This is a genomic window from Paenibacillus ginsengihumi DSM 21568 (assembly GCF_000380965.1).
Classification (GTDB): domain Bacteria; phylum Bacillota; class Bacilli; order Paenibacillales; family NBRC-103111; genus Paenibacillus_G; species Paenibacillus_G ginsengihumi.
This window is the reverse complement of sequence record NZ_KB905580.1, coordinates 15,981-28,528: the sequence shown is the minus strand read 5'-3', so window position 1 is coordinate 28,528 and position 12,548 is coordinate 15,981. Positions and strand designations below refer to the sequence as shown.

General features: G+C 59.9%; 10 protein-coding genes and 1 riboswitch. Of the genes, 3 read left to right on the top strand and 7 right to left on the bottom strand.

The features are described 5' to 3' along the window. Positions 1-38: 38 nt before the first annotated feature. On the bottom strand, positions 39-1,808 hold the full coding sequence (locus F591_RS0116400) for a sensor histidine kinase (RefSeq protein WP_019535709.1): 1,770 nt from the start codon (positions 1,806-1,808) through the stop codon (positions 39-41). Continuing rightward, positions 1,805-2,524, bottom strand: a complete 720-nt coding sequence (locus F591_RS0116395; RefSeq protein ID WP_019535708.1) for a response regulator transcription factor — start codon at positions 2,522-2,524, stop codon at positions 1,805-1,807. The genes F591_RS0116400 and F591_RS0116395 overlap by 4 nt, the downstream gene beginning before the upstream one ends. A 139-nt stretch (positions 2,525-2,663) precedes the next feature. Here F591_RS0116395 and F591_RS0116390 point away from each other — a divergent pair, with 139 nt between their 5' ends. The 3 genes from F591_RS0116390 to murA all read left to right on the top strand — a co-directional run bounded on the left by F591_RS0116390 (position 2,664) and on the right by murA (position 6,369). Next, positions 2,664-3,881 carry a DUF418 domain-containing protein gene (locus tag F591_RS0116390; protein WP_019535707.1) on the top strand — a complete coding sequence of 406 codons (1,218 nt, stop codon included), beginning with the start codon at positions 2,664-2,666 and terminating at the stop codon, positions 3,879-3,881. Positions 3,882-4,277: 396 nt separating this feature from the next. After that, positions 4,278-4,420: riboswitch (cyclic di-AMP (ydaO/yuaA leader) on the top strand. A gap of 1 nt (position 4,421) precedes the next feature. After that, positions 4,422-4,895, top strand: coding sequence for a C40 family peptidase (locus F591_RS0116385; protein WP_026326671.1), 474 nt, complete (start codon positions 4,422-4,424; stop codon positions 4,893-4,895). 178 nt (positions 4,896-5,073) lie between these two features. Further along, on the top strand, positions 5,074-6,369 hold the full coding sequence (gene murA, locus F591_RS0116380) for a UDP-N-acetylglucosamine 1-carboxyvinyltransferase (protein WP_019535705.1): 1,296 nt from the start codon (positions 5,074-5,076) through the stop codon (positions 6,367-6,369). Positions 6,370-6,622: 253 nt separating this feature from the next. Here the strand turns inward: murA and F591_RS0116375 are convergent, their stop codons facing one another. The 5 genes from F591_RS0116375 to F591_RS28275 form a co-directional block, all read right to left on the bottom strand. After that, the gene (locus F591_RS0116375) at positions 6,623-7,393 is read right to left on the bottom strand and encodes an exodeoxyribonuclease III (protein WP_019535704.1); all 771 of its coding nucleotides are present in this window, start codon (positions 7,391-7,393) and stop codon (positions 6,623-6,625) included. Between the two features lie 142 nt (positions 7,394-7,535). Continuing rightward, entirely contained in the window at positions 7,536-8,774 is a 1,239-nt protein-coding gene (locus F591_RS0116370; protein WP_019535703.1) for a hypothetical protein, read from the bottom strand. Between the two features lie 4 nt (positions 8,775-8,778). Next, positions 8,779-9,321: an RNA polymerase sigma factor gene (locus F591_RS0116365; RefSeq protein ID WP_040741875.1), complete on the bottom strand. Its 543-nt coding sequence runs from the start codon at positions 9,319-9,321 to the stop codon at positions 8,779-8,781. A 96-nt stretch (positions 9,322-9,417) separates the two neighbouring features. Further along, a complete protein-coding gene (locus F591_RS32330; RefSeq protein WP_019535701.1) occupies positions 9,418-10,881 on the bottom strand; it encodes a polysaccharide deacetylase family protein in 1,464 nt (487 codons plus the stop codon). Positions 10,882-11,868: 987 nt separating this feature from the next. Continuing rightward, positions 11,869-12,534 (bottom strand): hypothetical protein, encoded by a 666-nt coding sequence (locus F591_RS28275; protein ID WP_019535699.1) that lies wholly within the window; start codon positions 12,532-12,534, stop codon positions 11,869-11,871. Positions 12,535-12,548 lie beyond the last annotated feature (14 nt).

Below are 12,548 nucleotides of genomic sequence, written 5' to 3'. Positions count from 1 at the left end.
TTTTGCTTTGGCGGAGCGGAGCCTCCTCCGCTGCCAGTTTAATTGTGGCGTGCGGCCGGCTCGCTGGCTTCCTGCCGGGCCTCGGGCAGCAGAACGGTAATCGTCGTGCCCCGGCCCACCTCCGACCAGACGTCCACCCTGCCGGCATGCGCCTCCACGATCGCCTTGGCAATGCTCATGCCGAGCCCCGAGCCATCCACGCCTTCCTCCGTGTTCGTTCCGCGGTAATACCGTTCGAACAGATTCGCCTTCGTCTCCTCGTCCATGCCGACGCCCTGATCGGCAACGAGAATGGCGGCCCAGCCCGGACGGCTCTCGACCCGAACCTCAATCTGGACGCCCTCCGGATTATGCTTCACCGCGTTGATGATCAGATTGTCCATGAGCCGCTGCAGCCACTTGGCGTTGCCGCTGACAACAAGCGGCGTTTCCCCGCCGATATAGGTCAAGTTCGCTTCATTCAGCGTGGCGTCGTTCACGTATTTCAGCACGCAGCGGCGGACCAGCTCGTTCAGATCGAGCGGGACCAGCTCCTGCGGGCGGATCGTGCTTTTCAGGCGAAACACGAGGGAGAAATCGTCGATCAGCTCCAGCATGTAATCCCCTTTCTCCCGAATGACGGTCCCCATCTCCCGCAGCTCCTCCGGGCTCCAATCCTGAGGCGCCTTCTCCAGCATGTAGCCGTAGCCCTGAATGGAGGAAAGCGGGGTGCGCAAATCGTGCGATATCCCCGACATCCATTCCTCCCGGTTCCGCTCGAGCCGGGCCCGCTCCCGCTCGGCCTCCGCCAGCTGCTCGGCCATCCGGTAAAAGGAGCGGATCACCTCCTCGTACAGTCTGTAGCGCATGCGCAGCTTGCCGTTCTTGCGAAAGACGCGTTTTCGATCCTTCGGCGTCAGCACTTCCTCGTAGGCCCCCTTGCCCATTCGCTCGAACCAGCCGGTAAAGAGCAATAGCGGACGGCTGTAGCGGTAGCCGTGCCAGATCGCGATGCCGAGCGACAGCAGCAGCACGGCCAGCATCGTCCACAGCCCTGCGCGCAGCAGCTCGTTCATCATCGGTCTTTTCCTTAACGCTCCATCATGAGGGGTGTGGTACACCCAGGTATTGTCGCTGCCCTTGTCCAAATATACGGCGATATGCGTAGCATAGGTGCCTGGCTGCTCCTGCATCGCGATGATCTCCAGCGGATGATATGCCGTTTTGTCCCCCGCCCCTTGTCCAAGGGTCTGAACAATGCGGCCGTCCCGGTCGACGATATGGAGATATCCGCCGGAGGCGGCAAGCTTGTTCTCCAGGTCGCTCCTAAGCTGCGGGTCGATCAGCCCGTCCTTTTCATAAGCGCCCGCCCACTCGCGCAGCCGGTTGGCGGCGGCATCGACGCGCCCCATCAGGAACAGCAACGGTTTATCGTAGAACAGGTCCATTTCCCAAGCCAACGTATATTTGCCGAGCCGCCGTTCTTCTTGAATGGCGAGCAGGCTGCTGACGGTATATTCCTTCGGGACGTCCTCCGGCGTGTTGGTGGCATGGATCACTTTCCCTTCCATATCGACAACCTGAAGCCACATGCCTCTCTCCTCAAGCAGCAGCTTCCAGTGCTCCTCCAATTGGATGGCTCCCTGCTCGGCGATCGTCTCCGTAACGATGCCGCTCAGCACTCCCGCCGGAAAATTGCGCTTCATCTCTTCGTTGTTCATAAAGCTCACCAGGAAAAACAGCAGCACGATCAGAAAACAGAACATGAGAGCCGAGAGCGCAATCATTTGGTACGCAAAATGAAAAGCGAGTCTCCTGCGCAGCTTCATCGGCCGTTCTCCTTAACGAGCTTGTAGCCGAGCCCCCTTACCGTCAGCAGGTACTTCGGGTTGCTCGGGTCCTCCTCGATTCGCTCCCGAATGCGCCGGATATGCACCGTCACGGTATTGTCCTCGCCCATGCCATCGATGCCCCATACCGCTTCGTACAGCTGCGATTTGGAGAAGACGATGCCGGGATGTTTGCAGAAATACAGCAGCAGCTGGAATACTTGCGCCGGACACGGCACAGGCTTGCCCAGCACCGTCAGCTCGCCGGCGGCCTCGTCCACCTTGAACCGTCCGAAATCCCAGGCGCGCGGAAGGACGGGCGGTTCGGCGGCCGGCCTTGATCCGAGCTCGCCGCGGCGCAGCCGGGCCTTGATCCGGGCCGCGATCTCCAGCGGATTGAACGGCTTCGTCACGTAATCGTCCCCGCCTATGGCAAAGCCGGTCAGCACGTCCAGATCGGATGCCCTGGCCGTCAGGAACAGGATGTGCGGGCTGCCGTAAGCGCGCAGCTGCGGGCACAGGTCGAAGCCCGTGCCGTCGGGCAGCATGACGTCCAGCAGCACGAAATCGGCGCCGTGGGCGGCAATTTCGCTGAGCGCCTCCCGGCAGCTCGCCGCGGTGTATATTTGCCCAAAGCCTTCCTTGCGCAGCACCATCTGCAGCATTTTTACAATCGCAGGCTCGTCATCTACAATTAATATTCGTGCATGATCCATATTTGTTCACCCGTACATCATGCTAACACAGCAACATTAACACCAGTTAAACAAAAGCCGAAAAAGTTAAGAAAACGTTTGGCCGCCGTTTCTCTCCTATTCATATACGGCCGCTATACTGGACCATAGAGGTGATCGCATGCATACACAACAACGTTCAACAGCCGTCGACGCGATTCGCGGGCTAAGCCTTGCGGGCATCCTGATGGCCAACATGCTCATTTTTCAATACGGTATATTCGGCAAAGACGAGCTGCATTACTTCCAGGCCACCGCTCTGGACCAGGCCGTCCACAACGTGCTGAAAATATTCGTGGAAGGCAGCTTCATGCCCATCTTTGCTTTCCTGTTCGGGTACAGCATGGTGATGATGAGAGAAAGCCTGATTGCCAAAGGACTGAAGTGCGGCCGCAGTCTCTTCCGCCGGTCGGTTCTGCTGATCGCACTTGGAGCGCTGCACTCGTACTACATCTGGGAAGGCGATATCCTGCTGTTCTACGGAGGGGTCAGCTTCTTCCTGCTGCTGTTCGTGAAGCGAAAACCAAGGACGCTGCTGATCTGGGGCACCGCTTTGCTGGCGCTGATGGCGGCGTTCAGCTATGGCACCGCGGAGACGACGGCGGAAGGGACAGCGCGCATGGCGGCCTATGTGAAGAAATCGATCGAGGTGTACGGCAGCGGCACATACAGCGAGATTATGCATTTCCGGCTGACCGAGGAGTTGCCCATCGATCTGCCGGAGTGGCTGCTGCTGCTCGTGTTCCTGATCACTCCGCTAATTAGCGCGCCGATGTTTCTCTTCGGCATGGCGGCGGCGAAGCGCGGGCGCTTCCTCGATCCGTCCGCAGAAATCAAGCGGTATGTCCGCGGAGCGCTCCTCGTTCCCGTCGCCCTTGCGCTGAAGACGGCCTGCGTCTTGCTCGGGACGGGCAGCGCTTGGAACGGCCCCCTCACCTTGCTCGGCGGTCCGCTGCTGGGCTTGGGCTACGTGTACCTGTTCGCCCTGCTGTACGCCGTGTCGCCCAGGAAGTCGGCCGTGATCCGGGCTTTTGAGGCGGTCGGCCGCTTGTCGCTGACCAATTACTTAATGCACAGCATCGTCTGCGTGCTCATCTTCTACGGATTCGGACTCGGCCTGTTCGGCAAGCTCGGCGTGCTTCCGGGAGCGCTGCTGGCCGTCGTCATCTATGCGGCGCTGGCAACGGGCAGCCTGCTGTGGCTGAAGCGGTTCCGCAGCGGTCCCGTGGAGAGGCTGCTCCGAGTCGGCACCTACTGGTCCTGGAGCGGACGGCCGAAGGCCAAGGCGGCTCCGCCCCCGATCTCCGATGTTCGGGGCCAAGGTCCGGCAGCTCTGTAAACACGCCCCCTCTGATAAGGCGTATAAGGCGCGAAAATCTGCTGCTCCGACATAGGCCGGAGGACACTTTCCCGGTCCGGGGGCCGGCTTGCCGGATCGGGCGGCCCCCGGGCAAGCCGGCCTATCCTGCACATAAACCGGCAAGCCGGCCTGACAACGCTCCAAAGCCGGCTTCATGCTTCCCAGCATCCGTCCGCCTCCCCGCCGACTCCTCTATCTGCCTATCCGCCGACGCGACGAAATCATCCCCCCTCTGCCCCCTTTTGCGTAAATATCGCACCCTTGCAGGGCCTCTTCAAAAAAAGTTTCAGGTTTAGACCTTGTAATTGTGAATATTGTGTGACAACGGAAGGAAAAACACGGATTTGCTCGAATATATGTATCCGGAATCAAAACATGAAAATTTTGCCGAATTTCCGCATCGTGAAGCGGAAAACGGGGGAACCACTTCCGGGTGAATTGATCTCGCGTCTGAGTGATCATAGGGTGCCTTCAACCGAACCCACAAGCTAACCTCGTAGGCATCGGAAGGGGAAACCTCTGTTGAAAAAGCTTGTTGGTGCCGCACTGTCCTTAGCGATGTTTTGCAGTATTCATGTCAGCAGCGCTTTCGCCGAGACGCCTTTGAGCGCAGCCGTCAACGACGGATTGGGCGCCCCCTACAAATGGGCGGGCACATCCAAGCAAGGCTTTGACTGTTCCGGATACACTTCTTGGGTATTCGCCAAATTCGGCATTGAACTGCCGCACACTTCCAAAGGACAAGCTGAGAAGGGCACAGAAGTAAGCAAGGAAAATCTCCGCGCTGGAGATCTCGTTTTTTTCAACACGGACGGCCGCGGCATCTCGCATGTCGGCGTTTATGTCGGAGACGGAAAGTTTTACCATTCGGCCACCAATCAAGGTGTCGTCATTACGAAGCTTAGCGAGGATTATTACGCCAAGCGGTACGTTACGGCCCGGCGCATCTTGTCGGACGAGCAGTACCAAGAGCTCATGACGGACAACCAGTAATCGCAAACGCGAGTCGCAAACCATCAATAGCCCCAAGCGGGGCGCACCTCCGAAAGCCCTCAGTGCGGCTGTCCCTCCCCAGGAACGGCTGGCTGCAGGGCTTTCTTCAAATCGTCGGGTGCCGGAAAGCCCAGCGATCCTTGCCGACGAAAACCAATCGCATGGAGGTACACACTGCATGAAATGGATTCAAGTGGAACGGTCCCCGGAATTAAACGGCACGGTCAGCATTCCCGGTTCCAAAAACAGCGCTTTGGCGCTGCTGGCTGCCGCATGCCTGGCGGACGAGCCCGTTGCTTTATCGGGCATTCCCGATATTGCCGATTTTAAGGCGGTGTGCCGGCTGGCCGACGGCATCGGGCTTTCCGTGCACCGCGACAAGTCGGGCATCGTGCACATCGATCCGCGAAGCATCCGCCACACGTCGCTGGATCCCGTACAATCGTCCTCCTTCCGGACCGCCTATTATTTTGCAGGCGCTCTGCTTGCCAAATTCGGCAAAGTCTCCGTGGGCTATCCCGGCGGCGACGATTTCGGGTCCCGTCCGATCGACCAGCATATCAAGGCATTGAAAATGCTGGGGGCCCGCTTTACTTTTCATGACAAGCATTACGAGGTCGAAGCCCGCGAGCTGAATGGCGCGTCGATCTATTTCGATACGATTACCTCGGGCGCGACGATCAACGCCATGCTTGCCGCCGTCCGCGCCAAGGGCAGCACGGTGCTGTACAATGCCGCGCGCGATCCGGAAGTGACCGATACAGCCAACTTTTTGAATCAGATGGGGGCCAAAATAAGCGGTGCCGGGACGGATACGATCCGGATCGAGGGCGTCCGATATTTGCGCGGCTGCCGCTATACGGTCATCCCGGACCGGCTCATCGCCGCAGCTTTCCTGATCGCGGCAGGCGTCGCTGGCGGTACGGTCACGGTATGCGATGTCGTGCCCGAGCATCTGTCTGCCTGCACGGCCAAACTGAGGGAGATCGGCCTGGATATCGAGGAAGGGGATCAGTCGATCACCGCCCGCTCGACGGGGGTGCTGCGGGCAACCAGGGTCAGAGCGGCGATGTATCCCGCTTTTCCGACGGATGTGCAGCAGCCGCTCACCGCGCTGTTGACGCAAACCCCCGGCAAAAGCATCGTGTGCGACACGGTGTTCCCGGGCCGCTTCAACCACGTTCAGCAGCTCAATCGGATGGGAGCGGATATTAAGGTTCGTTCCGGCGTAGCCTTTATCCGGGGCGGCATTCCGCTGCAGGGCGCTCTGGTGCACGCCTCCGACATCCGGGCAGGGATCTGCCTCATTCTGGCCGGGCTCGCCGCCGAGGGAACGACGACGATTGCCGGAGTGCAGCACATCGAACGAGGCTACGAGAATGTCGTTGGCGCTTTTCGCTCGTTGGGCGCGAGCATCAAATATGCGGAGGCTGGCATCAGCCACCCCGGCATCCGGCTGACGGACGCCAATTGACTGTGCCGCTCCGGCCGGATTTTCGGCGATCCGGCGGGGCGAAGCTTTCCTTGTGCTATCCTGCCATCTTCCTTCTGTCCTCCCGCTCTCCGGTCCCGTATACCAGCCTGTCGGGCAGGCGACAACTCGCAGTTACGGTGCCGTCGGGCAGGGGATATGCCGCTAGAACGCTGCCCGCTCCCCGGATGGCGGGAGCAGACCGCGTCCCGGCATACAGCGGCGCATCGCGAGCCTGAAGGATGCGGCAGGGCCGTTATTGCCGCGCCTTGATTTCTTCCATCGCCAGCACGACCGGGCAGTGATCGCTGCCCATAATGTGACAGTCGATTTGCGCATCCAGCAAGTACGGCTCCAGCCGGGATGAGGTCAGGAAATAATCGATTCGCCACCCGATGTTCCGCTCCCGCACCTTCGGCATGTAGGACCACCAGCTGTACGCCCCTTCGCGGTCCGGATAAAAATAGCGGAAGGTGTCGGTAAAACCGGCGGCCAGCAGGTCCGTCATTTTGCCCCGCTCTTCCGCAGTGAATCCGGAGTTGCCTTCGTTCGATTTCGCATTTTTCAGGTCGATTTCCTTATGGGCGACGTTCATATCGCCGCATACGATGACCGGCTTCGCTTCGTCCAATTGCCGGAGATAAGCGCGGAAGCGATCCTCCCATTCCAGCCGGTACGCTAGCCGGGACAAGTCCCGTTTGGCGTTGGGCGTATAGACGTTAACGAGATAGAAGCCTTCGAACTCCAACGTGATGATCCGCCCTTCCGGCTCTCTGTTCTCCTCCATGCCGTATCGCACCGACAGCGGCTTGATTCGCGTAAAGACGGCGGTGCCGGAATATCCTTTTTTCTCCGCGTAATTCCAATATTGCTCATACGCGTCGCCCAGGTCCAGCTCGATCTGCCCCTCCTGCAGCTTCGTCTCCTGAAGGCAGAAGATGTCGGCGTCCGCTTCGTTAAAATAGTTCATAAATCCTTTGCTCACGCAGGCTCTAAGGCCGTTGACGTTCCATGAAACCAGCTTCATCCGCATTCTCCTTGCTCCTACGTAAATTCCAGGCCAATCGCCTCTTATCCGGACAGGTCCGCATAACGACAAAGCCGCAAGCCGCTTGTCAGCGGTTCACTGCAAGCGATTCGCGGCTTCAGAGCGGCGTCCCTCGCGCGCCTTAGGGCTGCAACAATTCGCCGACCTGTTTTTTCCACAGCGGCACGTATTTGTCTACCGCCCACTGCGACATGATTACCGTTTCGTTCTCGGCCAGCGGAATCGTCAGCGTATCCTTGGGCACGATGCGGTCCTGATAAGGATAGAAGGTGATGCGGTCCGTTCCGACCACCGCGACCATATCTTCCGTCGGCGAGGAGAAAGCGTCGGTGGCCAGCGGCTGGTACTGGCGAATGCCCTCCCAATCGGCCGCCAATTTGTCGTGCGCCACGACCAGCTCCGGCAGGGCGGACGGGACTTCCATCAGCATATATTGATAGGACTCGTCGGCCGATTTGGAATAGATCGCCTGCTCGGCTGCCCAGCGGCCCTGCTTGCGGACGATCGTCCAGCTTTCTCCCTCGGCGAACGGCTCCGCGGCCCGCGGCGAACTCACTTCTGCTCCCTTGCCGAACACATCTCTCATCGCCACGTGCGGCTCCCGGTGCGGCAGCGAGACGACGGTGCGGGCCGACTGCTTGATCTGCTCGATCTCCTTGACCCAAACGTAATCATGAAGTACGGGTTTGCCGTCCTCCACCGATTCGACCTTCTGGCTCAAAGCCAAATACCGATTGCCGGCAAACAGCAGCTTCTCCTCGACGACGATCGGGGTATCCCGAACAACCGGTCCGTTCCATGCCGACTTCGCCTGCGCTTCCGCGGCCTGTTCTTTCGCTTTATAGGCGGTAAGAACAAGCGATTCCCGGCCGCCAAGAGCCAGCCGTTCAGGAGCCACCCTCCAAAAATCCTGCTTGTACGGCATCAGAATCCCTTGGCCTTCCGCTACCTTCTGCAGCCGCCCGTCCTCCGGGGCGACCAATACGGTCCGGTAGGTGCTGTAGGCTTCGCGGCTGCCTTCGGCCGGATGATCCGTCCTTAGTCCGAGCAGCAGCGCGGATTGAAGCTCCAGCGGCTTGACCGGTCCGATGAAGGGAGCATCCGCAGCATCCGCATAACCCGGCGCGGCGCTTGCCGCCTCCGGCCGTTCTCCCGAGGGCTGGCCGAAACAGACGATCAGCAAGGCGAGCAATCCCGAGGCAGCGCCCATGAAGCTGAGTCGGGGCAGCCATTTGGCGTGCGCGGCTTCCTTCTCGTCCAACCGTTCTTCGATCCGGCTCTTCAGTTCGTCGTCGAAACCGTTGCGGTTCAGCGGCTCGGGAGCAAGCTTCTGCTTCAACTCTTTGTCCATCGGATCCAACAGTTCAACTCTCCTTCATCTTCGAAATCTTGTTCCGCGCATGGAACAGCCGCGACTTGACCGTTCCGACGCTGACGCCGAGCACCTCCGCCATTTCTTTCATGGACAGCTGATAATGAGCGTACAAGATCAGAACTTCCCGATATTTTACCGGCAGCTTAAGAACGGCTTTCCACATATCGTTGATCGCCATCTGTTCGATCACCTCTTGCTCCGCGGAAGATTGCTCTCCCCGCGAAGAGATGAAATCGATCAGCGTCACCCTCCGGTAAAACGCCGATTTCCGGTAGTCGAGCGCCATATTCCGGGTAATGGCCAGCAGCCACGTTTTGACGGAAGCCTCGCTGCGGAAAGTAAATATATTTTTATATACCTTAATAAAGACTTCTTGCGTGATATCGTCGGCCTGATCCCATTTGCGGGTAATGCTGAAGGCATAATTCCATACGTCTTTGCCGTATTCCGTCATCAGCTCCTCGACGATGGCCTTCGCATCGGAGCTCTCGGACAAATACTTCAAGTATTCGAATTTTACATTAGATTCCACAGCCGCCACCTCAATCATATAAACGGAATTACCCCTCCTTTTGGTTCGCTTTGACATCATTTTTTTACAAAAAAATTTATGGCTCGGCCGTCCGGATTATGATTTTGCCGAAAGCTCGGGCACGGTGACGAAGCGGTAGCCCTGCTCCCTCAGATCCTTGATCAATTGGGGAAGCACTTTCACCGTATTGTCGAGCTTCCCTTGCTTCCCGCCGAAGCTGTGCATCAGAATAATGCCGCCCGGCTTCAGCTGCCTGTGCACCGTCTCCATGATTTCCTCCGGCGAAGTGCCGGCCCAGTCCCGCGTATCCACCGTCCAGCGAACCAGCTGCCGCCCCGAATCGGCCACGTGCTTCCTCATCGCCTCCGACTCGGCGCCGTACGGCGCCCGGAACAGTGCGGAGGAAGCGCCGACGATCCGCGCGATCGCCTCATCGGCCGCGGCGATGTCTTCCTGCACCTCTGCCGCCGAAAGCTTCGACAGATCGGCATGCGCGAAGGAGTGATTGCCGATGGCGTGCCCCTCCTCGTGAATCCGCTTCAGCACGTCGGGAAACGCTTCCGATTGCTTGCCCACGACGAAGAACGTCGCTTTCACATCATGCTCTTTCAAAATGTCCAGTATAAGCGGCGTATACTTGGCATCCGGGCCGTCGTCGAAGGTGAGCGCGACCTGCTTCGCTTCCGTTGCCGCCGGCGGCGCTGCCTGATCGTCCGGAGACGTCGGCTGTCCTGGCAGCAAGGCCGGCGTCTCCTTGTGCGGCGCGGACGGCGGCGGTGGGGCCGGCGCCTCATCCTGAGGCTGCGGCTGCGCCGATGTGCCCGGCTCCTCGCCGCGGGCCTGCGGCTGCGCCGACGTGCCCGGCTCCCCGCCGCGGGGCTGCGGCTGCGCCGACGTGCCCGGCTCCTCGCCGCGGGGCTGCGGCTGCGCCGACGTGCCCGGCTCCTCGCCGCGGGGCTGCGGCTGCGCCGATGTGCCCGGCTCCCCGCCGCGGGGCTGCGGCTGCGCCGACGTGCCCGCCTCCTCGCCGCGGAGCTGCGGCTGCGCCGACGTGCCCGGCTCCCCACCGCGGGGCTGCGGCTGAGAAGACGCGGCTGAACCGTCTTCTTGCGGCGGCTCGCCGCCGGCAGCTCCCGCTGCGGAATTGGCGGAGGCGGTCCGGCTCCCGGGCGCGTCCTCGCGCGCAGACTTCGCGCCTCCATCCGCGTCTGGCGGCTGCGGCAGCCCGCCCCCGCGGCCCGCGCCGGTCGCGGCGCCGAGCGCTTTCCCCGGGACATGCTCCGCCGTGCGAGCGTCGGCCGCCATGCGACCGCCAGCTCCGGCCGCCGCCGCGTCCCCAGCCGCTGCACCCTGCAGCGGGCCGGGTTCCGCACCGGCAGCGGTTGCGGGAGCCGTGCGTTCTCCCTCGCCGCCCCTTGCGCCGCCTCCGAATAGCGAAGGCCCGCCGGCCGCATACATCGCGGCCATTAACATGACGGTGGCTGTCAAAGCAAATACGGCCAAGCGTCCCCGCTTTTTGGCGCTGGCCGGAGCAAAGGCCTTGTTCCTGCTTTTGCGCATCGCTGTTCCTCTTCCCTGCTGTGTCATTGCAGCGGAATTTGCAAAGCCGCCCGTACGCTGCCGCTTCCCATTCCCCTGTTGCTCTATTTGACGAAACGCAGCGAAGGAAGGTTGATCTTGGACGGGAAGAAAGTCGATTTTTGGCTTGTCCTGCCGATCATCTGCTCTCTGCTTGCGAACATCGAGCTCGGCTGAGGGGAAGCCGCGGAGCACACCCTCATTTTCAGAAGGAAAAAGAGCCGTAGGCCGCCATCGCGGAAACGGCCAGGGGCAGCGCCGTCGCCAGCAGCGCCACTTTAATGCTGTTTGAGATAATATAGCGTAAACGGAACGGCCTCCAGCCATACCTGACTGTGGTTTTCGAACCGGCTTGTCGGAATGCGGGGGGATGAATAGCGAGGACGATGCAAGCTTTGCAGCGATTTCGCGTTGAGAAAAAGCAGTCGACGACTCGACGTCCCATTCAAGGACGAGCACCGCGCTTTTAGCGGTCGTTTTTCCAGGTGCAGACAGTGATGTTAAAAAAACCGCTCAATGACTTGGGGCATAGTCACCAGCGGTTTCGCGTTTTGGGGGGCCGTTATCCGGCGCAATTCGCAAGGTATGGCTTTAAGCCGCATAAACGGAGGCAGCGCGGCACGGAGAAGCCGGCCGAGAACGAGAAGGCGGTCCTTCTGGAACCTTCTGAACCGCAATATCATCTCTAACGCTTGCGACAAACGCAATTTTGATGAATCGAACGCTGTGGAAACGGTAACGAAACGGGGTAACGCTATTTTATCAGAAACGTTGATTTCGGTAGCCAAAATTGCAGAATAAGACTGCTCACAAGCGTTACGATTTCAAATCGATCGTTTTGCGCGCAATAAGCTCTGTGGCAAGCGTTAACGAAAGCTAAACACCGATCGAAGGCTAGCGATGCGAGCAATCTATTCCCGGCAAGACAAGTCGAAGCGCACCACGGCTGAGCGCTGAGCGCTGGGGGCATTACAGCGCCGCTTCCGATGCTTCGAGCCGGCCTTCTCGGCAAGCACGCCTGCATACCGGCGCCGCGTCCGCCCGCAGCAGGTCCTGGTGCAGCGCGCGAACGCGCGCCGCCCCGGCCCGGCCGTCTCCGGCCGCCATCCGGCGCAAGTAATGTGTCATTTCGCCTTGAAATACAAGCGTCAGCTTATCCGATGCAGCCAAATCCGCGGGCCTAACCAGCGAATCGGATTTATCCGTCAGACGGAACCCTGCTCTGCGACAGACGGTCGAGACGAATTCCGAGCAAAAAAAAGCCCGTCTGCGAGAGAGGCCCCGTCCCAAGCCAACGGCAATAATCCCCAACAAGTTGAAAGCATATTCCTCGTGCCGCTCCTCGATCCGTTTAACCTCATTGCGAATGCGCATGAATGTCTCCGCATCGACTGAACATCGATATACGGCGCAGCGCGAGCCGGACATCAGCGGCCCGCGCACGTCTTCCTTGACGAAGCCGCCAATGACCGGGTTGCGCTGATCCTTGCGCCCAAAGCTGTATACTTCCCGCAGCCCCGGATCAAAAGCGAGCGAAGCGTGATTCAGCGGCTCCTTCGTATACCATTTGATCAGCCGGGACAACCATGTCCCCGTATCGGTTAACAAAATATAGACGTGTTTGTTCGCTCCCATTGCCTTCTCCCCCG

Coding starts and splice junctions, on each gene's coding strand:
- F591_RS0116400 (WP_019535709.1), bottom strand. CDS start 1,808: ATGAAGCTGCGCAGGAGACTCGCTTTTCATTTTGCGTACCAAATGATT.
- F591_RS0116395 (WP_019535708.1), bottom strand. CDS start 2,524: ATGGATCATGCACGAATATTAATTGTAGATGACGAGCCTGCGATTGTA.
- F591_RS0116390 (WP_019535707.1), top strand. CDS start 2,664: ATGCATACACAACAACGTTCAACAGCCGTCGACGCGATTCGCGGGCTA.
- murA (WP_019535705.1), top strand. CDS start 5,074: ATGAAATGGATTCAAGTGGAACGGTCCCCGGAATTAAACGGCACGGTC.
- F591_RS0116375 (WP_019535704.1), bottom strand. CDS start 7,393: ATGAAGCTGGTTTCATGGAACGTCAACGGCCTTAGAGCCTGCGTGAGC.
- F591_RS32330 (WP_019535701.1), bottom strand. CDS start 10,881: ATGCGCAAAAGCAGGAACAAGGCCTTTGCTCCGGCCAGCGCCAAAAAG.
- F591_RS28275 (WP_019535699.1), bottom strand. CDS start 12,534: ATGGGAGCGAACAAACACGTCTATATTTTGTTAACCGATACGGGGACA.